Origin of the sequence: Rhodanobacter caeni (assembly GCF_039523575.1) — a bacterium.
GTDB classification, from domain to species: domain Bacteria; phylum Pseudomonadota; class Gammaproteobacteria; order Xanthomonadales; family Rhodanobacteraceae; genus Rhodanobacter; species Rhodanobacter caeni.
Map to the genome: position 1 here is coordinate 233,096 of NZ_BAAAFO010000003.1, position 20,536 is coordinate 253,631.

Sequence of the window (20,536 nt, forward strand, 5' to 3'; positions counted from 1 at the left end):
AGGCGAGCCAACCGGGCCGCGAACACCGCACTCGGCCAGCCCGGTGCCGTGTTCCGTCCCGCGCAACCGCCGCCTCTCAGCCCGGCTTTCCGCTGGCGTCCCAGGTAAAGCAGACCTGCAGGCCGCCCAGTGCGGAGCGGGACATGCCGATGGCGCCGCCGGTGGCCCCGGCCAGTTCGCGCGCGATCGCCAACCCCAAGCCGCTGCCGCCCTGCGCCTCGTCCAGTCGGCCCCCGCGTGCCAGCGCCGCCGTGGCCTGGTCGGTGCCGATGCCGGGGCCGTCATCCTCGATCGCCACACGCGTCCATCCCGGCCCAGCCTCCGCTTGTATGCGCACTTGCCGGCGCGCATAGCGCACGGCGTTTTCCAGCACCGCGCCCAGAATTTCCGACAGGTCATCCGGCAACACCGCCAGGTGCAGGTTGGCAGGAATGTCGAGGGTGAACGCCAGTTCGCCACCGCGATCCGTCTGCTCCAGCACTGTCACCAGCCGTTCCACCGTCTCCCGGACCGCGGCGTTGCCGCCGGGTTGGCGGCGGATTGCGGCGATGCGCGCGCGTGCCAGTTCCGCCTCGACGGTGCGCTGGATGGCGGCGATGGCGCGATCCAGTCCGTCGGCGGCCTTGTCGGCACCAGAGTCGCGGGCGCGCCGGCTTTGCGCGGCCATGGCGGCCAGCGGTGTTTTCAAGCTATGGGCCAGATCCGCCGCGCGCTGGCGTGCCACCGCCAGGTCACGCTCGCGCGTATCGGCGAGCGCGTTGATGGAATCGATCAGCGGCTGCACCTCGCGCAGGCGCGCTTCGGGCAAGCGCGCGCTGGCGCTGTCGCGCAACGCGGCCAGCTCGCTGCGCACGCGGCCGAGCGGCCGTAAACCCAACCGCACCTGCAACCACGCCGCGCCGGACAGCACCACCCACAACCCCGCAAGGAACGCCGCCAGCTCGCGGCCGAATTCAGCCCGGGCCGAGGCCAGCGGCGCGCTGTCCTGCGCCAGTTGCAGAAGCGCGGGCGCATCTTCGCCCGCCAGCGCCACGCGCCGTTCCAGCAGCGACACCGGCTTGCCGTAAGGCCCGTTGGCGTGGCGCAGGCGCCAGCTATCCAGCGGCGCGTCCGAGGGTGGCGGCAAATCGCCATCCCACAACGAGCGCGAACGCAGCGTGCCGTTGGCGGTGGTCACTTGCCAGTAGTAGCCGCCGGCCGGTGTTTCCAGTCGCGAATCCACCGGCGGGCGCTCAATCCGCGGCGCCTCGCCCGGTGTCATCGCCAATCCGGCCACCAGGCGCAGGCCATCGCGCGTCATCTCCGCCTGCAGCCGGCGCTCCAGGTGGTGTTCGAACAGAACGGTCATGAACAGCCAGGCCAGCACCAGGGCCAGCAGGATCGCCGCCATGGCGCCGCCGAGCAGGCGCCAGTGCAGCGAGCGGGCGATCATGCGGTGGGCTCCAGCAGGTAACCGAAGCCACGGCGGGTGACGATGATGCCGGCGCCGAACTTGCGCCGCAGCCGCGCCACGATCGCCTCGATGGCGTTGGTGTCGCCGTCCTCGGCAGTGCCATAGAGATGCTCGGCCAGCTCGCCAGCTGACACCGCACGGCCGCTCTGGTGGGAGAGGTAATCCAGCAACCGAAATTCCAGCGGCGACAACCGCGCAGGCGCGCCGTTGAACACCGCGCTCATGCGCATGGTGTCCAGCCGCAGGCCGCCGATTGCCACCACGCTGGACACGCGCCCCGCGCCGCGGCGCACCAGCGCGCGCACCCGCGCCACCAGCTCGCCCATCTCGAACGGTTTGGCCATGTAGTCGTCGGCGCCGGCCTCGATGCCTTCCACCTTCTCGGTCCAGTCGCCGCGCGCGGACACGATGATCACCGGGAACGCGCGCCCCGCCGCGCGCCAGCGGCGCAGCACCGACAAGCCATCCAGTCGTGGAAGGCCCAGGTCCAGCACCGCTGCGTCGTAGTCCTCCACGTCGCCGCGATACCAGGCATCGTCGCCGTCGCCGGCGCGGTCGACGACGAAGCCGGCGGCTTCCAGCGCGCGCGCCAGGTCGGCCTGGATGTCCGGATCGTCCTCGACCACCAGGCAGCGCATCAGTCGTCCTCGACCTTGCGCACCTCGCCGGTACGCGCGTTGAGTTTCACCTCGCGCACGCGGCCTTGCGCGGTGAGCACTTTCACCTCGTATTCCCAGCCGTGGTGCTTGCCGTGATCGAGTTCGACCTCGATGACGTCACCAGGCACCTGCTGCTGCACGATGGGGAGGATGCGGCTGAGCGGCAGGATCTCGCCCCGCTGCAGCAGCGCGCGGGCTTCGACGTGGTCGTCATGGCTGCCGGCCTGCACACGCGGCGAAAGGCCTAGCGCGAACGCGGCCAGCAACAACGCGGCGAGCGAGAAGGGGATGGCGATGCGGCGGATCATATGCGTATTCATGGGGTCGATCCTGCGGCAACCGCGCTGACAACAAGCTGACATCGGGCGTGGCGCGGATGTCAGCAACGCCGGCACAGACTGCGGGAAACTCCGGCGGAATCCAGTCTCCATGTCCATCGCTTCGCGTGCAAGCCGATTCATCCTGATCGCCATCACCGGATTCTCGATCCTCCCCGCTCCGGCACAGACGCAGCCGCCCGCGGCGGCGCGCGGCGGCGACGTGACCGTCCACCTCCCGGCCGACTTCGCCGGCAACGCCCCGGCCAACGCGTGGGACATGCTCTCGCGCCTGCCCGGCTTCGTCACCGTGGATGCCGACGAGGACGTGCGCGGCTATGCCGGCGCTCGCGGCAACGTGCTGATCGACGGCGCGCGCCCCACCAGCAAGCACGAGGACACCAAGACCTTGCTCAAGCGCATCCCGGCCAGCGCGGTGGCACGCATCGAGCTGATCCGCGGCGGCGTGCCCGGCATCGACATGGCCGGCTACGCCCTGCTCGCCAACGTCGTACGCCGGCACGAAGCCACCAGCCAGTCCGCCATCGAAGCCGGGCTGCTCGCCGCCGCCGACGGATGGCTGGCGCCGAAGGGCCAATGGGAATACGGCCGCCGCTGGGACGGCCACGCGCTGGAGCTGGCCGTGAAGCTCGATCCCGAACTGGACGACGACACCGGCCGGGGCCACATCGACACCTTCTCGCCGGACGGCACGCGGCAGCAGCGCGAGCGGCTGGACACCCGAACCATCAAGAACAAGGCCGAAGCCAGCGCCAGCTGGCGCCAGCCACTGGCCGACGGGCAACTCACCCTCACCGCCGCCGCCCGCGGCGAACGCGCGCGCACCGACACCCGCATCGACGCGCTGGCGCCCGCCGAGGGCAGCGAGCGCGTGCACGAAAACGAGGACACCGACGAAGCCGAAGCCGGCGCCCGCTACGTACGCGAGTTCGGCGAACGCACGCGGCTGGAACTGATGGCCACCCGCCACCAGGCCTGGCTGGATGATCGCGAGCGCTCGCACGAAGACGGCAACGACGAAACCTTCGACGAGAACACCCGCACCGGCGAAAGCATCGGCCGCATCGACCTCACCCACGCCTGGTCCGATGCACTCACCTTCAACGGCTCGTTCGAAGGCGCACGCAACACTCTGCGCAGCACCACCCGCCTGCAGCAGGACGGCGTCGACGTCGCCCTGCCCGGCTCCGACGTGCACATCGAAGAGCGCCGCAGCGAAGCCGCCGCCGGCGCCACCTGGAAACCCGCGCCCGGCTGGATGCTCGACGCCGGCCTGCGGCTGGAGCAATCCACCATCGCGCAAACCGGCGATTCCCCGCGCCAGCGCCACTTCAGCTACCCCAAGCCGCGCGTGTCCGTGCAATGGGATGTCGACGCCAACGACCAGTTGCGGCTGGCGCTCTCGCGCGAAGTCGGCCAGCTGGACTTCGAGGATTTCGTGGCCTCCGCTTCGCTGGACACCGGCCGCATCAGCGCAGGCAACGCCGAACTCAAGCCCGACCGCACCTGGCGCAGCGCCCTCACCTGGGAACACCAGCTCTGGCACGACGCCGCCTTCACCGCGAGTTGGACGCACGACCGCATCAGCGACGTCGTCGACCGCGTGCTGGTGATCACCGACGACGACATCTTCGACGCTCCCGGAAACATCGGCGACGGCCGCCGCGATACCCTGGCGCTCGACTTGTCACTTCCGCTCGACGGCATCGGCTTCCACGGCGGCCGCCTCACTTCCTCGATGCAATGGCGCCGCAGCCGCGTCACCGACCCCACCACTGGCCAATCCCGCCCGATCTCCGAAGAAAAACCCGTCGAAGGCAGCATCGAACTCACCCAGGACCTGCCCATCCTGCGCACCCATTGGGGCATCGAACTCGAACACATTGCCGAACGCAAAACCGAATACCGCTACGACGAGATCAAGCGCCAGTCCGAAGGCATGGGCTGGACCGTGTTCGTCGAGCGGGAACTGGGGACGCGCTGGCGCGTACGTGCGGAGGCGACCGATCTGTTCGGACGCGGGTTCAAGGAGACGCGGGAGAAGTACGATGGGCCACGTTCGACCGAACCGCTGGAGGAAATCGAGCGGCGCCAGCGGCGGTCACCGGGGTTCGTGAGCCTCACCTTCCGCTGCCGAACAGGGGCCTAGCGCACGTAAAACGCGCCGGGCTAAAGGGGCAACCGGTGCGCGCGCTGATCGCCCGAAAGCGTCGAAGCTGCCTCCGGCCGCCTTTGCGCCAATGCTCAGACGCGGAGTTTCGGCGGCAAGACGCGCGCCGCTGAAGATGATGCCATCGCCCGTCGCCGTGTGCCGTGGCCGCGGGAGAATCCCAGCGCGGCGTTCGGCAGCCTCAGCCGGACTGTCGGGTGGTGTACGGCTGCTCGGGCCAGCCTTCCGGCACGTCGTTGCCGTAGTACCCGCCGCCGCGCTTGAAGCGTTCCAGCCGCTTCAGTTCGTTCGGATCGGATTTGCTGTCCCAGGTCTGCACGCCATTGCGCAGATCGTCCGGGGTCAGCACCAGCGGTTCCCACACCGGTTCGCCGAGCACGTCATGCAGGGTGTAGGTCATGCTGGGTTTGCCGCCGGTCATGCGGAAGTGCATCAGGCCCACGTTGACGCTGCGTGTCCAGGTATCGCGCACGCGCACTTCCGGCATCTGCCGCGTGTTCTTGTTCGCCGGCATCTGCGCCAGCGGCGAGGAGCACATGTCGTAGATGTCATAACCGCCCACGGTCGAGCGTGGAATGCAGTTGAGTTCGCCCATGTGCGAGTCGCCGGAGATGCAGAACACGCCACCGATGTCGTGGTCGCGGATGTAGTCGAATATCTCGTTGCGCTCGGTCAGGTAGGTGCCCCAGGAGTCGCCGCCCTTTTCGTTCTCCGCCGTGGACCAACCGCCACCGGAAACCAGCACTTTGAACGGAGCCTTGCTGGCGCTGAGCGCCGCCTTCAGCCAGCGCTTCTGGCGTGCGCCAAGCATGCTCTTGGCCGCGTTGTCGGGCTTTTCGATCGGGTCCCGGTTGTAGCGGCCATCGAGGAAGAAGAAGTCGACGCCGCCGTGCGAATGACTGAAATACACGCCCGGCGAATCAGCCTCGCCATAGGAGGGATTGGCCCAGAAATTTCTGAAGACCTTCAGCGACTCCTGTTTGCGCGGGTGCGTGCCATCGGAATCGTTATAGCCGAAATCGTGGTCGTCCCAGATGGCCAGTTGCGGCGTGCTGCGCAACAGCGGGGCCAGCCTTTCCACCACGCGGCCACGGCTGTACAGGTCGGTGAGCACCGCCGGATCATCGCTGTCGCCGTAGATGTTGTCACCCAGCCAGAAGAACAGATCCGGCTGCAGGCCGCGCACCGCGTTCCAGATCGGCTGGTCGGCGTCGTACTGGATGCGGCAGCACGAACCAAACGCCACGCGGAAGTCCGCCAGGCCAGCTGGCGCCGTGCGCGTGGTGTAGTTGAACCACTGGTAGCGATCCTGCTCGCCTGCGTGTTTCAGCCGGTACCAGTACGGGGTATCGGGCTTGAGCCCTTCCGCGCGCAGCACCACGCAGCCATCGTTCGCGGCGCTGGCGCGGATCGTGGGGCCGATGATGGGGGTGCTGAAATCGCGGTCGGTGGCGTATTCCAGCGTGACATCGAATGCACCGCTGGCGCGCACCCACACGCTGAAATGATCCGGTCCGGAGGCGCCGATCATGGGGCCGTTCAACGCCCGCGGATAACCCAGCACGCGGCCGATGGCCCGCGGCACCAGGGCAAACAAGCCGGCCATCACGGAGCCGGCAAGAAAGGCGCGACGATGCGGATTCATGACGTCGGCGCCCGCAGTGCGCGGTTCAACTGTTCGATCAGCGCATCGTGGATGGTGCCGTTGCTGACGCACACGTTGCCGCCGTGCACGTCCAGCGCGGCGCCCGTGACGGAGCTGGCCACGCCGCCCGCTTCACGCACCAGGATCACGCCAGGCCCCATATCCCACGCGTTGAGCGCGCGCTCCCAATACGCATCCCAGCGGCCCGCGGCGACATAGGCCATGTCGACCGAACAGGCGCCGGTGCGGCGGATGCCCGCGACGTTGGCGGAGAGCAGCGCCATCTCGCGAGCGAACACCGGATGGTCGGGCTTGCCCGCGAAGGGAATGCCGCAACCCAGTACGCTGTCCACCAGCCGATGGCGGCTTGATACATGGATGCGCTGACCGTTCAGCCACGCGCCGGCGCCTTTTTCGGCCACGTACATCTCGTTCAACACAGGCAGCCAGGTGACGCCGGCAACGATGTCGCCCTCGCGTGCCAGCGCCACGTTGACGCCCCACAGCGGCGTGCCGAACAGGAAATTGGTGGTGCCGTCCAAGGGGTCGGCGATCCACGTCTGCGCATCGTCGCCGCCGGAGGTGGCGCCACCTTCCTCGCCCAGGAAACCGTATGAAGGCCGCGCCCTGCCCAGGATCGCGCGGATGGTGCGTTCGGCTTCCTCGTCGGCGATGGAGACCAGGTCGGCCGGCCCGCTCTTGGTGCGCACGCCCAGCGAGGCGAGCGCGCCGAAGTGGCGCATCAGTCCATCGCCGGCGGCCCGCGCGGCATCCATCATCACCTTCAAGTCATCGGAAGCTTGCAACATTGGAATCAGTCCCTGCGACGTGTGCGCCACAGGCTCAGCGCCAGCAGCATGGAAAGTACGGATGATCCGATCCAGAAGGCGATGGCCGGCCCGAAGTTGTAGTGGCGTACGCCATCGACCATTTTCATGCCGTGCTGGATCAGCATGCCGGACACCTGCTCCTGGATACCCGCGCCAATGTAACTGCAGATGCCGATCACGCCCATCGCCGCGCCGGCCACGCGCTTGGGCGCGATATCCACCGCGAACAGGCCGCCCAGCGACGTCACCAAACCGGTCATGCCCATGCCGAACAGCACCATCGCGAAGATCATCATCGGCAGGTTGCTGGGCCCGTAGAAAAACAGCCCCAAGCCCACCAGCTCCAGCGCAGCGAACAGCAGGTTGACCGGCGGCCGTCGCGCGTCGAACAGCTTGTCCGAAATGAAACCGAACGAGATCGCGCCGGCCATGCCCGCCAGCGTGCTGATCATCAGCAGCGTGCCGGCCATGGTCAGCGAGTAGCCGTGGATTTCCTGCAGGTACAGGATGCCCCACGAGTTGATCGCGTACCGCGTCACGTACGTGGTCGCCGAGGCCAGGCACAACACCCAAATGGCGGGCATCTTGAGGATCGACAACTGCAGCTTCAGTACCGAGGTGATTTTCGGCTTGGCGGCTTCGCCGAAATTGTCGTTCTGCCAGTCGTTGACGGTGGGCAGGCCCAGCGTCTGCGGTCGATCCTGCAACAAGAGGTAGGCACCGATGGCGGTGATGACGCCGATCATGCCCGGGCCCCAGAAACCGAAGCGCCAGCCGAACGCGGCTACCGTGGCGCCCACCACCAGGAAGGTCAGCCCTTCGCCGATGGAATGTGCCGTGCTCCAGATGCCGTACGCGCGGCCGCGTTCGCGGTTGGAAAACCAGGCCGTCATCGCTACCACGCCGCCGGGTGCACCAAAGCTCTGGAACCAGCCGTTGATGCCCCACAGGATCACCGCCAGCCACACCGCCGTGACGAAGCCCATCGCCAGGTTGCACAGTGCCGTGGCCAGGAATGCGAACGCCAGGAACCGCTTGATGTTCGCGTGGTCGGCCAGAAAACCGTTGGTGAGCTTGCCGATCGCGTAGGTGTAGAACAACGCCGAGCCGATCAAACCCAACTCGGTGGGGCTGAAGATGCCGGCGTCGATGATCGGCTTCTTCACCACGCCAAGCGCCAGCCGGCAGGTGTAGATCAACCCGTAACCCAACGTGATCGCCAGCATCACGCGCAAGCGGTGTTTGCGATACTGCCGATCGATCACGCCCCGGTCGGCGATCTCGGGCTGGTCGGCGCCGGTTGCGAAAAATGCCAGCCATCCACCCGCCATGCGATTCCCCCTTCAACGGCCGGCGTGCAGATACCCCGGCCTTGTTGCGATCAGATTATTTCATTAGTCTATAAATTGGAAGAATTATTCCATTGACACCGGGTCTCTTGCTCCCCTCGCTTCGCGGGGGGAGCTGCCCGAAGGGCTGAGGGGGACGTTTTTTTGTGGGGCAAGATCAAGAGCGCCCTCTTCCGCCCTCCGGGCACCTTCTCCCGCGGAGCGGGAGAAGGAAAATCGCTGCATGCCGCTTCACAGCGTGGGAATGACAAAGCTCTGCTCGATCGCCTCGCCGCCCTTCGGCCAGCGCTGGGTAACGGTCTTGGTGCGCGTGTAGAAACGCACGCCGTCCATGCCGTACTGGTTGAGGTCGGCAAAGCCCGAACGCTTCCAGCCACCAAAGCTGTGGTACGCCACCGGCACGGGGATCGGCACGTTGATACCCACCATGCCCACCTCGACCCGATCGGCAAACTCGCGCGCTGCGTCGCCGCTGCGGGTGAAGATGGTCACGCCGTTGCCGTACTGGTGTTGCGACGGCAGTTGCAGCGCCTCCTCGAAACTGTGCGCGCGCACGATCTGCAGCACGGGCCCGAAGATCTCCTCCTGGTAAGTCTTCATGCTGGTGGTGACGTGATCGAACAAGGTGGGGGCGAGGAAGAAGCCATCTTCGTGCCCAGGCACTTTCAGGCCGCGACCGTCCACCACCAATTCGGCACCCTCGTCGACGCCGAGCTGGATGTAGCTTTCGATCCGAGCCTTGTGCGCGGCCGATACCACCGGACCGTAATGCGCGTCAGGATTGCTGGAGACGCCCACCTGCAGCGCGGCGATCGCCGGCAACAATTTCGCCCGCAGCGCCTCGGCAGTGGCATCACCCACCGGCACTACCACCGGCAGGGCCATGCAGCGCTCGCCGGCCGAGCCGTACGCCGCGCCCATCAGGTCGGCGACGACCTGGTCCAGATCCGCGTCCGGCAGCACGATGCCGTGGTTCTTGGCGCCGCCCATGCACTGCACGCGCTTGCCCTGCGCCGCGCCGGCGGCGTAGACCGACTGGGCCACGTCGGACGAACCGACAAAGCTCAGCGCCTTGATCGTCGGGTGCGCCACGATCGCGTCCACGATCTCCTTGTCACCGTGCACCACGTTGAGGATGCCCGGCGGCAGGCCGGCCTCGATCATCAGCTCGGCCAGCCGCACCGGCACCGAGGGATCACGCTCGGAGGGCTTCAGGATGAAGGCGTTGCCGGTGGCGATGGCGGGTCCGAACATCCACATCGGGATCATCGCGGGGAAGTTGAACGGCGTGACGCCAGCAACCACACCCAGCGGCTGGTGCGCGGAATAGACGTCTATTCGCGGGCCGGCGCCCTGGGTGTACTCGCCCTTCTGCAGATGCGGGATGCCGCAGGCGAACTCGATCACCTCCAGCCCGCGCAGCACATCACCGTGCGCGTCGGACACCACCTTGCCGTGCTCGCTGGCCAGCAGTTCGGCCAGCTCGTTCTTGTGCAGGTTGAGCAGGCGCAAGAACTCCATCAGGACGCGCGCGCGGCGCTGCGGGTTTACCGCGGCCCAGGCCGGCTGCGCGGCGGCGGCACTGCGTACCGCGAGATCCAGCTCGGCGGCATTGGCTCGCGACACCCGCGCCTGCACCTTGCCGGTATTGGGATCGAAGACGTCGCTGTAGCGGCCGGTCGTGCCGGCCACCGATTGGCCGTTGATGAAATGTTCGATGTTGCGCATGACTCACTCCTGCATGAATGCTTTCTGGCGGGTACCGAATCTCCGGCTGAGAGATCCGCTTCCCGTGAACCCGTGAAATCCTTCTGCGTTCTCCGCGTACAGCGGGGGAAGGAAACTTGAAGCGTCGCGAAATCCGGCCCTAGCCAGGGCGCCGGGCGATCCAGTCGTGTGCCGGGTCGTTGCGGAAAATCCATTGGCGATTCGGACCCGCCATGACATTGAGGTAATACAGGTCGTAGCCGTGCGGCGCGCCCACCGGGTGGTAGCCGCGCGGCACCATGACCACGTCGCCGTCTTCGACCGCAATGGTTTCGTCCAGCGTGCGGTCGTCGGTGTAGACGCGCTGGAAGGCGAAGCCCTGCGGCGGGTTCAGGCGGTGGTAGTAGGTTTCTTCCAGCGCGGTCTCGGCGTCGGGCGCCGCGGTGTCGTGCTTGTGCGGCGGGTAGCTGGACCAGTGCCCGCCCGGCGTGATCACCTCCACCACCAGCAGGCTGTCGGCCGGTTCCGTTTGCGGCAGGATGTTGCGCACATAGCGCGTATTGGTGCCGCTGCCACGCACTTCGCGGCTCATGGACGCTTCGGCGATCAGGCGCGGCAGGCCGTCGCCCGAGCCCGGTGCCGTGCAGACAGCCAGTTCCACAGGGCCCCACGCGGTCACCGTGTAGGACAGCCCTGCCGGCACATAGACCGCGCCCGGCGCCTTCGCGTCGAAGGGTGTGGCGCGCGTCCCCACATGCACGAAATGGGCGTTGCCTGCGTGCACGTCGGCGCTGCCGGCGACGATCACCAGGCAGGTTTCGCGTCCCGTTTCGCGGTTGCTGTAGCGCTGGCCGTTGGCCAGCTTCACTACGCGAAAGCCGACATGCTTCCAGCCCGCACTGGCCGGCGTCACCTCCAGCACGGTGCCATCGGCGTCTGCCTCGCGGGGGCGCACACGCAAGTCGTTCATCGCGCCAGACCCGCCGTGGCGGCATCACGCCGCAACGTGGACAAGCCCAGCCTGGCGTATTCGCGCGGATCAGCGATGGCGGGGTCCTGCTCCGCCTCAATGACGATCCAGCCGCTGTAATCGATGGCTGCCAGCGCCGACATGATGCGCGCGTAATTCAGGCCGCCATCGCCCGGCACGGTGAACATGCCGGCCAGCACGCCGTCGAGGAAGCTGGCGCCGGTCCGTTGCATGCGGGTGAACACGTCGCCGCGCACGTCCTTGCAATGCACGTGCGCGATCCGTTGCGGGTGGCGACCGATCACCCCCAGCGCATCGATGCCGCCCAATGCGGCATGGCCCGTATCCAGCGTAAGCCCCACCGACGGGCCGGTAAGGGCCAGCAACGATTCCAGGTCCTGCGCCGTTTCCACCACCGTACCCAGATGATGGTGATAGGCAAAGCGCAGGCCCTGGCTCTGGACGTAGTCGGCCACGTCGGTCATGCGCTGGCCGAACAACGCCCAGTCGCCGGGCGGAAGCCGCGGCGTGTTGGCCAGGGGTTGGCCGCGCCGGCCGTGGATGGCGTTGCTGGTTTCGGCAAACACGAACACCGTGCTGCCCATCGCCTTGAGCAACTCCAGGTGCCCCTGCAGCGAGGTGATCTCCTCGTACGACGTTTGTGTCAGCAGCGAGCCGCTATACCAGCCCCCGATCAGATCCAGCTTGTATTGCGCCAGCAGCGGCCTCAGCGTGCCGGCATCGCGGGGAAACTTGCCGCCCAGCTCCACGCCCTCGAAACCCAGTTGCTGGATGTCCTCCAGGATGCTTTCCAGCGGCGTTTCGCCGCCCAGCTCGGGCATGTCGTCATTGGCCCATGCAATCGGGCTGACGCCAAAACGGATACTCATGACAAATCCCTCTTCATTCGTGTGCCTTGTTCATAAGCGTGACGCGCCGCTTCCACCTCGGACCGTTCGGAGACTTCAGGCACGACGACATCCCACCACCAGCCACCGGCTTCGGTGGTTTTCAGTGGGTTGGTGTCGATGACCACCACGTAACTGCGCTCGGCCGCGTGCGCCCGCGCCATGGCCGCCGTCAGCTCGCCAAGCGTGGTCACGTGCTCGGACAACGCGCCCAGGCTGGCGGCATGGGCGGCGAAATCGATCTGCGGCAACACCTGGTGCGAGGCGTCAGCCAGCAGGTTGTTGAAGCCGGCGCCGCCGGTGGCATGCTGCAGCCGGTTGATGCAGCCGTAGCCCCGGTTGTCCAGCAGCACCACGATCAGCTTGTGGCCCAGCATCACCGAGGTGGCCAGTTCGGAGTTGAGCATCAGGTAGCTGCCATCGCCGACCATCACCACCACGTCGCGATCGGGCTCGGCCATCTTCACGCCCAGGCCGCCGGCGATCTCGTAGCCCATGCAGGAATAGCCGTATTCGACGTGGTAACCGCCCGCCCGCGCGGTGCGCCACAACTTGTGCAATTCCCCCGGCAGGCCGCCGGCGGCACAGACCACGACGGCGTCGGCGTCGCAGGCCCGCTGCACGGCGCCGATCACCTGCGCATCGCTCGGTTGCGTCTGCGTGGGGACGCCGGCGACGGCCGCGTCGACGGCGGCATGCCACGCCGCAATTTCGCCCTGGTGCGGGGCCGCGCTGGCCCGCCAACCCGACAATGCCTCGGTCAGCGCCCGCAATACGGTGCGCGCGTCGCCCACCACCGCCAGCGCATCATGCTTGTGCGCGTCGAATGCCTGCACGTTGATCTGCGCCACCCGTGCGCCGGCAAACAGGCTGCGCGAGCCGGTGGTGAAATCCGCCAGCCGCGTGCCGATGCCGATCACCAGATCGGCGCGGGCGGCCGCGGCATTGGCCGCGCTGGAGCCGGTGACGCCGATCGAACCCAATGCATTGGGATGGTTCCACGGCAACACGCCCTTGCCCGCCTGGGTCTCGGCCACGGCCAAATCCGTGGCTTCGGCCAGCGCGATCAGTGCGCGTTCCGCCTCGCTGTAGCGCACGCCACCACCGGCGACGAGCAAGGGGCGCTCGGCCGATTTCAGCGCCGCGACCAGCGCGGCCAGCTCACCGCTGTCCGCGGCCTGGCGCCGCTCACGCCACAGGCGCGGCGCGAAGAACGATTCGGGGTAGTCGTATGCCTCGGCCTGCACGTCCTGGCAGAACGTGACGGTGGCCGGCCCACAGGTGGCCGGGTCGAGCATCGTGGCGAGTGCTTTCGGCAACGCGTCCATGACCTGCTCCGGCCGCGTGATGCGGTCGAAATACCGCGACACCGGACGAAAACAATCGCTGGCCGACACGGTGCCGTCGGCGAAATCCTCCACCTGTTGCAGCACGGGGTCTGGCTGGCGACCGGCGAACACGTCGCCAGTCAACAGCAGTACCGGCAGCCGGTTGACGTGCGCCAGCGCCGCGGCGGTCACCATGTTGGTGGCGCCGGGCCCGATCGAGGTGGTGCACACCATCGCGCGGCGGCGGCGCATCTGCCTGGCGTACGCGATGGCCGCATGCGCCATGCCTTGCTCGTTGTGCGCGCGCCAGGTCGGAAAGGTGTCGCGCACTGCGTGCAGCGCCTCACCGATGCCGGCTACGTTGCCATGTCCGAAGATGGCCCAGGCACCGGCGAAATAGGGCACCTCGCGACCATCCAGCGATATCTGCTGGGCCGCCAGCCAGCGGACCGTGGCCTGCGCTGCAGTCAGTCGAACCGTCGTCATCTCACACCGCCTCGCGAGTGGCACCACTGGAGGGGGCATTGTTGGCAGCTTCACGCGCCGCACGCCAGGCGTTCACGAGGGTGCCGAAGCGGGTGGCGAGCTCGGCGACCGCACCATCGTCGTCGATCTCGCCGGACAGCCAGCGCGCGGCGGCGTCGGCGAATATCGTGCGCCCCACCGCGAAACCCTTGACGATCGGGCTGGCCGCGGCCACCTGGAACGAAGCAGCCAGCGCCGCTTCGCTTGCCTGCAGGCCCAGCAGCAGCACACCGCGGCACAAGGGATCGTTGCGCCGGATCACGCGCTCGATATTGCCCCATGTTTCGCTGTCGGCCGCCGGCTCGAGCTTCCACCAGTCCGGCTTCAAGCCCTGGTCGTACAGGCGCTGGATGGCGCGCGCCGCGGTCTGCGTATCCACCGCGCCGTGACGCGACACGATTACCTCCAGCAACAATTCGTGACGCGTCTTGCGACAGGCATCCTGCAGGCGGCGCAACTGCCGCTCCTGCTGCCCCAGCAACTCGATCGGGTCGTCCGGGTGATAAAACACCAGGCACTTCACCACGTGGTTGCGCGGCCAGGTAGCCACCTCGGTGGCCACGTCCTCCGAGCTCTCGAAGGCCAGCGGGCGCGAACCGGGCAACTCGATGGGCCGCCCTATCCAGTAGGGCGAATCGGCCGCCGCTTCCAGTCCGCGCATACCGTAGCGGCCGTCCAGCAATATCCCGAAGTGTCCACCCGCGTTGGCCAGCTGGTTCACCGCACGCAGCGTGAGCGCCTTGAACGCCGGAATACGCGCAGGGTCGGCGCCGGTTTCGCGGCACAGCTCCTCGAACTGGCTGCGGTGATCCATCGCCAGTACGGTGAGGTCGTCGTAGGCGCCCGTGCGCGTGGATGCCCAATGCACATGTTCTAGCGCCGCATCGTCGCGCAGGCGAAATGGGCGCGGCGTGCCATCGAGGAATTGCTGCAATTCGTCCCAGGTCGGCATCGCCGGCGCGCAACCATGGCGGGATACCACGATGGCGCCGCAGGCATTGCCGTACTCGCACGAGGTTTCCAGCGGCTCGTCCAGCAACCAGCCGCGCAGGAACCCGGCCATGAACGCGTCACCGGCGCCCAGCACATTGAACACTTCCACGCGAAAGCCGCGACCGACCACGCCATCGTCCAGACTGTCGGGGATCGCCCCGGGAAAAGCGGAGCAGCCGTGGGCGCCGCGCTTGCACACCAGCAATGCGGACGTCTTTTCGCGGATGGCGCGCATCGCCGCGACAGTGTCGGTGGAGCCGCCCAGGATGTGCATCTCCTCCTCGGTGCCCACGATCAGGTCGCACAACGGCAACACTTCCTGCAACCGCGCGGTGACGCCGGCATGGGCCACGAAGCGGTTCTCGCCCATGTCCTTGCTGGTGAGCCCCCACAGCACCGGGCGGTAATCGATGTCAAAAACCACCCGCGCCCCGGCGGCGCGCGCGATGCGGCAAGCGTGCACGGAGGCATCGAAAACATTCGGTTGCGACAGGTGCGTACCGTTGATGAGCACGGCACCGGCCGAGCGCACGAACGCTTCATCGATGTCGTCCGGGACCAGCGCCATGTCCGCGCAGTTCTCGCGATAGAAGATCAACGGAAACGTATCCGGGTCACTGATGCCCAGGAAGACCAGCGCCGTCAATCGCTCGCTGTCGATCGCGACGCCGTCGGTTACCACACCTTCGCGGGCCAGTTCCTCGGTGATGAAACGGCCGAAATGGTCGGCGCCGACTCGGGTGATCAGGCCGCTGCGCAAGCCAAGCCGCGCCACGCCGATGGCGGTATTGGTGGGGCTGCCGCCGATGTATTTGGCGAAAGACATCATGTCTTCCAGACGGCCACCGGTCTGTTCGCCGTACAGATCGATGCTCGATCGCCCGATGGTAATCAGGTCAAGCTGCTGCGCTGCCCCTGGCATAAGTGCTTTCTCTCACGAATATCCGGCGCCCATCGCGCCGAATGCACGTAAAATATATTCCATTTATTTCTGGAACGCAACATATGTTTCATTTTTTGGAACGGATGTTCCCGCCCAGCGCGGAAGCGTTACGGGTCTGCGTGCTGGTGGTAAAGGCGTAGGAGATCACCAGCGCCTGCGCCAGGCACATCGACGCGGACAGCGAACGGAACTTGCGGATTTCCGCCTCGCGCACCTGCAGCACCACCGTCGCCGGTTGCGCCACCGGGCTGACCAGACTGTCGCTGATCGACAGCACGCGGCAGCGCTGGGCGGTGGCCGCGTCGATCAATTGCACGGCTTCCTCCGCATACGGGTGATAGCTCACCGCAATCAGCAGGTCGCGTTTCGAGATGGCGTGCACCTGCTGCCGGGTCATGCCGCCGATGCTGTCGATGAACACGGTTTTCTTGTCGACCTGGTGCAACGAATAGGCAAGGTAGGCGGCCACCGGAAACGCGCGGCGAAAACCAGCCACGTAAATCGTCTCGGCCTCGCGGATCAGCTTGACGGCGGCGGCCAGGTTCTTCTTGCCGATCGCATCGCCCAGGTTCTGCAGCGCCAGTACGTTGCCCTGCACGAATTCCGCCAGCACCTGCGCCGGATCCCCCACCAGCTTGCTGTCCACGCTCTGGCTGAATTGGCGCACGCGCTCGCCATAGCCCAGCGACGCATTGCCCGAGAGCAGACCGTCGCGGAACAGGCGCTGCATCTGCGTGGCCCCCTCGAAACCGAACGACTTGGCAAACCGCACGATCGCCGAGGGCTGCACGCCGCAGCGCTCGGCCAGTACCGCCAGCGTTTCCAGCGCCACCGCATTGGGTTCGTCCAGGACATAGCGGGCGATCTGCTGCAGCCGCTTGCTGAGCCCTTCGTAGCGCTCGAGGATGGCAGCGCGCAACGCGTCGGCGCTGGTCGGGGGCACGTCCACTTCAACCATGATTCCTTCCTCCCTAAATGCGACGCGCGTCCAGGCTGGGCGCGCGCGTTGGAAAAAACTACACCTTGCTAGAAATTCTATTACACTACGAAACAGAACATATGTTCCATGACCGCGCAGCCCGATTTTCGGGGGGAGTGTACTCTTGGACCGGATCGACATCGCATTGATCGGCGCTGGCCGGATGGGCCAGATCCACGGCGGAAACGCCGCCCGCCACCCCCGGCTCCGCCTCAAGTACGTCGTCGACCCGCGACCGGCAGCAAGCGCGTTTGCCGCGCAACATGGCGCCGGGCTGGTGACGATTGAACAGGCGCTGGCGGATCCCGCCGTGGGCGGCGTGCTGGTGTGCAGCACTACCGACCGGCACCTGGAACATGCACTGGCGGCGGTGGACGCGGGCAAGGCGGTGTTCTGCGAGAAGCCCATCGACCTGGACCTGGAGAAAGTGCGCGCCGCCCAGCCGCGTTTCGACGGCGCGCGTTTCCTGCTCGGCTTCAACCGCCGGTTCGACCCGCAGTTCATCCGCCTCAAGCAGCAGCTGGACGCCGGCGCAGTGGGCCGGCTGGAGTCGCTGCACCTGGTGAACCACGACCCCGCCGCGCCCCCACCGGGTTTCGTGCCCACCAGCGGCGGCCTGTTCAAGGACTTCACCATCCATGACCTGGACATGGCGCGCTGGCTGATGGGCGAGGAACCGGTGCAGGTGTTCGCCACGGCCAGCTGCCTGGTGGACCCGGACATCGGCCGCGAGGGCGACGTCGACACGGCCCGTTGCGTGCTGAAGACCGCCAGCGGCCGGCTGTGCGTGATCTCGAACACGCGCCGCAGCGGTTACGGCTACGACCAGCGCATCGAAGCGTTCGGCGCCCTCGGCATGATTCGCGCGGGCAACGTGGCCTGCGACACCGTGCATACGCTCACCGAAAGCGGCACCGGCGGCGCGCCGATCATGCCGGCGTTTGCGCAACGCTATCGCGACGCCTACCGCGACCAGATCGGCCATTTCGCCGACGTGGTGCACGGTTGCGCCGAACCCCTCATCGGTTACGCCGACGGCGTGGCCGCCCTGGTCCTGGCTGAGGCGTGCGGGTGGTCCGCCCGCCATCAGCAGGTCTTCACCCTGCCCAACGAGAACCCTCATGCATAAAGTCGTGCTTATCGGTGCCGGCCGCATCGGCCATATCCACGCGCGCAACGCCGCGCTGCACCCGCGCATCGAACTGGCCGGCGTGGTCGATGCGGTCGACGCCTCGGCCCAGGCGCTGGCCCGCGAATGGAATACCACGGTAACGACGCTCGACGCGGCCCTGGCCGACTCGACCGTCAGCGGCGTGATCGTGGCCAGCTCGACCGACACGCACCTCGATTACAGCCTGCGCGCGGCTGCCGCCGGCAAGACGATTTTCTGCGAAAAGCCGATTGATCAGGATCTCGGCCGTGCCCGCACCGCTCGTGCGGGGCTTTCGGGCGCCAACATGTTGCTGGCGTTCAACCGGCGTTTCGACCCCAATTTCCAGGCTTTGAAGGCCCGTCTGGACAGCGGCGCGGTCGGCGCGATCGAAACCCTGCAGATCACCTCCAACGACCCTGCCCCACCGCCGCCTTCCTATATCGCCGTTTCCGGCGGCCTGTTCAAGGACATGGCGATCCATGACTTCGACATGGCGCGCTGGCTGCTGGGCGAGGAGCCCGTACTGGTCTACGCCACCGGCAGCTGCCTGGTGGACCCGGCCATCGGCGAACTGGGCGACGTCGACACCGCGCGGACCGTGCTGAGGACCGGCTCCGGCCGCCTGTGCGTCATCGCCAACAGCCGGCGCAGTGGCTTCGGCTACGACCAGCGGGTCGAGGCGTTCGCCTCCGCCGGCATGGTGCGCGCGGACAACGTCAGCGAAAGCACCGTACAGCTCTGGAGCGAAAGCGGCGTCGCGACCGACCGCTTCCAGAACTTCTTCCTCGACCGCTACGCGGAAGCCTATCGTCGCGAAATGGATCACTTTGCCGACATGCTCGACGGCGCGCCCGCACAGGTTGGCTACGCCGACGGCGTGGCCGCGCTGGCGCTGGCCGAGGCGGCGGGTGAATCCATGAGAACCGGAGCGCCGGTGCAGCTATGAAACACACCATGCGCAGAAAACTTGTGGCCGGAAACTGGAAGATGTACGGCAGCCGCTCCATGGCTTCGGACCTCGCCGGTGCCATTGGCGCCAACATGCCGGCCGAAATCGATGTCGCCGTGTTTCCCCCGCTTCCCTACATCGCCACCCTGCGCGCGCAACTCGTCGGCTCGGGGCTGCAGTTCGGTGCGCAGGATCTCAGCGAGCGCGAAGGTCAGGGCGCTTTCACGGGCGACGTAAGCGCCGCGATGCTGGCGGATGTCGGTGCGAATTACGTGTTGGTGGGCCATTCGGAGCGCCGCAAGTATCACGGCGAAAGCAACGAATGCGTCGCACGAAAATTCGCCGCAGCGAGGGCCGCGGGGCTCACTCCCATCCTTTGTGTCGGTGAAACGAGGCAGCAGCGAGACAATGGCGAAACAGAAGCGGTTATCGGCCAGCAACTGGATGCGGTACTGAAGCTCAACGGCATCGCGAGCTTCGACACAGCGTTGGTCGGATACGAACCGGTCTGGGCGATAGGGTCCGGTGAGACGGCGACACCGCAGCAGGCGCAACACGTCCACGCATTCATTCGCAGCAAACTCGAAAAGGAAGATATTTCAATTGCCCGTCGGACCCGGCTGATTTATGGCGGCAGCGTCACCGCAACCAACGTCGCAAAATTATTTGCGCAAGCCGACGTCGATGGCGCATTGGTTGGCGGAGCAGCCCTGACTGCAACCGACTTCCTTCAAATTTGCGTCGCGGCGCAACAGACGCCGTGCGCTCCAAGACATCAGTTCAGGTGAATACCCGCGCCCAGGTCAAGCGCGAAGCCACCACGGCGAGAGCGCCGATGGCACGGTGAGGAAATTGGCCTGGCCACGCGCACCAAACACGGTACCGGACGCGCCGCCGAAGCCGGAACCGGCACTGGCACCCTACCCGTTTTGCAACAGGATCAGAACGGCCAGAGCGGGTGAAAGGAAAAAACCCCTGTTCTACAGGGGTTTCCCGACAAAAGACGAGAGATGGCTTGCAAGTCCGTTTTAGAACGGAATTTCATCGTCCGCAAAACCATTGTCCGCCGGTGGCGGCGACGAGCGTGACGCGCCCTGGTCGTTGCCGCGCGACGGGCCGCCGTAGTTGCCGCCGCCCTGGCGCTGGCCACCGCCCTGCGAGCGCTGGCCGCCACCGCCACCGTCATTGCCGCCCAGCATCTGCATCTCGCTGGCGATGATGTCGGTGCTGTAGCGCTCGATGCCGTCCTTGCCGGTGTACTTGTCGGTGCGCAGCGAGCCTTCGATGTAGACCTGGCGGCCCTTCTTCAGGTAGTCGCCGGCGATCTCGGCCAGGCGGCCGAACATCTTTACCCGGTGCCACTCGGTCTTCTCGACCTTTTCGCCGCTTTGCTTGTCGGTCCAGCTTTCCGACGTGGCCACGTTCAGGGTGGTGACGGCAGTGCCGCCGCCGGTGTGGCGCATTTCCGGATCCGCGCCCAGGTTGCCGACCAGGATGACTTTGTTGACGCCACGTGCCATGGGAGTGCCCTCGTTGAGCCGGCCGTATTTGACGGATGATTACGGCCGGAGTGGTGTTTCGGCTGGCCATCATAACCGTGCACGGGCCGCGCAAGTAGTGCGCGATGGCCGGTTTGC

Annotated in this window: 17 protein-coding genes and 1 pseudogene; 4 read left to right on the forward strand and 14 right to left on the reverse strand. The window is 66.7% G+C overall.

Features of this window, described 5'->3' with window-relative positions; genetic code table 11:
* Window positions 1-76: 76 nt before the first annotated feature.
* From ABD017_RS09625 to ABD017_RS09635, 3 genes are read right to left on the reverse strand one after another with little or no spacing between them, the layout of a single operon-like run.
* Window positions 77-1,432, reverse strand: a complete 1,356-nt coding sequence (locus tag ABD017_RS09625) for a sensor histidine kinase (RefSeq protein ID WP_343882541.1) — start codon at window positions 1,430-1,432, stop codon at window positions 77-79.
* On the reverse strand, window positions 1,429-2,091 hold the full coding sequence (locus ABD017_RS09630; RefSeq protein WP_343882542.1) for a response regulator transcription factor: 663 nt from the start codon (window positions 2,089-2,091) through the stop codon (window positions 1,429-1,431). Before ABD017_RS09630 ends, ABD017_RS09625 begins: the two co-directional genes overlap by 4 nt.
* Window positions 2,091-2,432, reverse strand: coding sequence for a PepSY domain-containing protein (locus ABD017_RS09635; protein ID WP_343882544.1), 342 nt, complete (start codon window positions 2,430-2,432; stop codon window positions 2,091-2,093). The genes ABD017_RS09630 and ABD017_RS09635 overlap by 1 nt, the downstream gene beginning before the upstream one ends.
* A 109-nt stretch (window positions 2,433-2,541) precedes the next feature.
* Here ABD017_RS09635 and ABD017_RS09640 point away from each other — a divergent pair, with 109 nt between their 5' ends.
* Entirely contained in the window at window positions 2,542-4,599 is a 2,058-nt protein-coding gene (locus ABD017_RS09640) for a TonB-dependent receptor plug domain-containing protein (RefSeq protein ID WP_343882545.1), read from the forward strand.
* Window positions 4,600-4,801: 202 nt separating this feature from the next.
* Here the strand turns inward: ABD017_RS09640 and ABD017_RS09645 are convergent, their stop codons facing one another.
* The 9 genes from ABD017_RS09645 to ABD017_RS09685 form a co-directional block, all read right to left on the reverse strand.
* On the reverse strand, window positions 4,802-6,265 hold the full coding sequence (locus ABD017_RS09645) for an alkaline phosphatase D family protein (RefSeq protein WP_343882546.1): 1,464 nt from the start codon (window positions 6,263-6,265) through the stop codon (window positions 4,802-4,804).
* Window positions 6,262-7,074, reverse strand: coding sequence for an inositol monophosphatase family protein (locus ABD017_RS09650; protein WP_343882547.1), 813 nt, complete (start codon window positions 7,072-7,074; stop codon window positions 6,262-6,264). The genes ABD017_RS09645 and ABD017_RS09650 overlap by 4 nt, the downstream gene beginning before the upstream one ends.
* A gap of 5 nt (window positions 7,075-7,079) precedes the next feature.
* On the reverse strand, window positions 7,080-8,426 hold the full coding sequence (locus ABD017_RS09655) for an MFS transporter (protein WP_343882548.1): 1,347 nt from the start codon (window positions 8,424-8,426) through the stop codon (window positions 7,080-7,082).
* Window positions 8,427-8,675: 249 nt separating this feature from the next.
* A complete protein-coding gene (locus tag ABD017_RS09660; protein WP_343882550.1) occupies window positions 8,676-10,172 on the reverse strand; it encodes a CoA-acylating methylmalonate-semialdehyde dehydrogenase in 1,497 nt (498 codons plus the stop codon).
* Window positions 10,173-10,311: 139 nt separating this feature from the next.
* Window positions 10,312-11,121, reverse strand: a complete 810-nt coding sequence (iolB, locus tag ABD017_RS09665; RefSeq protein ID WP_343882551.1) for a 5-deoxy-glucuronate isomerase — start codon at window positions 11,119-11,121, stop codon at window positions 10,312-10,314.
* Window positions 11,118-12,011 carry a myo-inosose-2 dehydratase gene (gene iolE / locus ABD017_RS09670; protein WP_343882552.1) on the reverse strand — a complete coding sequence of 298 codons (894 nt, stop codon included), beginning with the start codon at window positions 12,009-12,011 and terminating at the stop codon, window positions 11,118-11,120. The genes iolB and iolE overlap by 4 nt, the downstream gene beginning before the upstream one ends.
* On the reverse strand, window positions 12,008-13,843 hold the full coding sequence (gene iolD, locus ABD017_RS09675; protein WP_343882553.1) for a 3D-(3,5/4)-trihydroxycyclohexane-1,2-dione acylhydrolase (decyclizing): 1,836 nt from the start codon (window positions 13,841-13,843) through the stop codon (window positions 12,008-12,010). The genes iolE and iolD overlap by 4 nt, the downstream gene beginning before the upstream one ends.
* Window position 13,844: 1 nt before the next feature.
* Window positions 13,845-15,797 carry a bifunctional 5-dehydro-2-deoxygluconokinase/5-dehydro-2-deoxyphosphogluconate aldolase gene (locus ABD017_RS09680; RefSeq protein ID WP_343882555.1) on the reverse strand — a complete coding sequence of 651 codons (1,953 nt, stop codon included), beginning with the start codon at window positions 15,795-15,797 and terminating at the stop codon, window positions 13,845-13,847.
* Window positions 15,798-15,885: 88 nt separating this feature from the next.
* Window positions 15,886-16,776, reverse strand: a complete 891-nt coding sequence (locus tag ABD017_RS09685; RefSeq protein WP_343882556.1) for a MurR/RpiR family transcriptional regulator — start codon at window positions 16,774-16,776, stop codon at window positions 15,886-15,888.
* Window positions 16,777-16,921: 145 nt separating this feature from the next.
* Here ABD017_RS09685 and iolG (ABD017_RS09690) point away from each other — a divergent pair, with 145 nt between their 5' ends.
* The 3 genes from iolG (ABD017_RS09690) to tpiA are packed head-to-tail and all read left to right on the forward strand — an operon-like array spanning window position 16,922 to window position 19,687.
* Window positions 16,922-17,926, forward strand: a complete 1,005-nt coding sequence (iolG, locus tag ABD017_RS09690; protein WP_343882557.1) for an inositol 2-dehydrogenase — start codon at window positions 16,922-16,924, stop codon at window positions 17,924-17,926.
* The gene (iolG, locus tag ABD017_RS09695; RefSeq protein WP_343882558.1) at window positions 17,919-18,896 is read left to right on the forward strand and encodes an inositol 2-dehydrogenase; all 978 of its coding nucleotides are present in this window, start codon (window positions 17,919-17,921) and stop codon (window positions 18,894-18,896) included. The genes iolG (ABD017_RS09690) and iolG (ABD017_RS09695) overlap by 8 nt, the downstream gene beginning before the upstream one ends.
* Window positions 18,897-18,904: 8 nt before the next feature.
* Complete coding sequence (gene tpiA / locus ABD017_RS09700; RefSeq protein ID WP_343883080.1) at window positions 18,905-19,687, forward strand: triose-phosphate isomerase; 783 nt, start codon at window positions 18,905-18,907, stop codon at window positions 19,685-19,687.
* A 54-nt stretch (window positions 19,688-19,741) separates the two neighbouring features.
* Here tpiA and secG read toward each other — a convergent pair.
* Window positions 19,742-19,852 (reverse strand): annotated as a pseudogene (gene secG / locus ABD017_RS09705) (preprotein translocase subunit SecG); the annotation flags it as partial.
* 75 nt (window positions 19,853-19,927) lie between these two features.
* The gene (ssb, locus tag ABD017_RS09710) at window positions 19,928-20,419 is read right to left on the reverse strand and encodes a single-stranded DNA-binding protein (RefSeq protein WP_343882559.1); all 492 of its coding nucleotides are present in this window, start codon (window positions 20,417-20,419) and stop codon (window positions 19,928-19,930) included.
* Between the last annotated feature and the right edge of the window lie 117 nt (window positions 20,420-20,536).

What these genes read in the sequence shown, in the direction of transcription:
- ABD017_RS09625 (WP_343882541.1), bottom strand. Translation starts at nt 1,432, where the DNA reads ATGATCGCCCGCTCGCTGCACTGGCGCCTGCTCGGCGGCGCCATGGCG.
- ABD017_RS09630 (WP_343882542.1), bottom strand. Translation starts at nt 2,091, where the DNA reads ATGCGCTGCCTGGTGGTCGAGGACGATCCGGACATCCAGGCCGACCTG.
- ABD017_RS09635 (WP_343882544.1), bottom strand. Translation starts at nt 2,432, where the DNA reads ATGAATACGCATATGATCCGCCGCATCGCCATCCCCTTCTCGCTCGCC.
- ABD017_RS09640 (WP_343882545.1), top strand. Translation starts at nt 2,542, where the DNA reads ATGTCCATCGCTTCGCGTGCAAGCCGATTCATCCTGATCGCCATCACC.
- ABD017_RS09645 (WP_343882546.1), bottom strand. Translation starts at nt 6,265, where the DNA reads ATGAATCCGCATCGTCGCGCCTTTCTTGCCGGCTCCGTGATGGCCGGC.
- ABD017_RS09650 (WP_343882547.1), bottom strand. Translation starts at nt 7,074, where the DNA reads ATGTTGCAAGCTTCCGATGACTTGAAGGTGATGATGGATGCCGCGCGG.
- ABD017_RS09655 (WP_343882548.1), bottom strand. Translation starts at nt 8,426, where the DNA reads ATGGCGGGTGGATGGCTGGCATTTTTCGCAACCGGCGCCGACCAGCCC.
- ABD017_RS09660 (WP_343882550.1), bottom strand. Translation starts at nt 10,172, where the DNA reads ATGCGCAACATCGAACATTTCATCAACGGCCAATCGGTGGCCGGCACG.
- iolB (WP_343882551.1), bottom strand. Translation starts at nt 11,121, where the DNA reads ATGAACGACTTGCGTGTGCGCCCCCGCGAGGCAGACGCCGATGGCACC.
- iolE (WP_343882552.1), bottom strand. Translation starts at nt 12,011, where the DNA reads ATGAGTATCCGTTTTGGCGTCAGCCCGATTGCATGGGCCAATGACGAC.
- iolD (WP_343882553.1), bottom strand. Translation starts at nt 13,843, where the DNA reads ATGACGACGGTTCGACTGACTGCAGCGCAGGCCACGGTCCGCTGGCTG.
- ABD017_RS09680 (WP_343882555.1), bottom strand. Translation starts at nt 15,797, where the DNA reads ATGCCAGGGGCAGCGCAGCAGCTTGACCTGATTACCATCGGGCGATCG.
- ABD017_RS09685 (WP_343882556.1), bottom strand. Translation starts at nt 16,776, where the DNA reads ATGGTTGAAGTGGACGTGCCCCCGACCAGCGCCGACGCGTTGCGCGCT.
- iolG (WP_343882558.1), top strand. Translation starts at nt 17,919, where the DNA reads ATGCATAAAGTCGTGCTTATCGGTGCCGGCCGCATCGGCCATATCCAC.
- tpiA (WP_343883080.1), top strand. Translation starts at nt 18,905, where the DNA reads ATGCGCAGAAAACTTGTGGCCGGAAACTGGAAGATGTACGGCAGCCGC.
- ssb (WP_343882559.1), bottom strand. Translation starts at nt 20,419, where the DNA reads ATGGCACGTGGCGTCAACAAAGTCATCCTGGTCGGCAACCTGGGCGCG.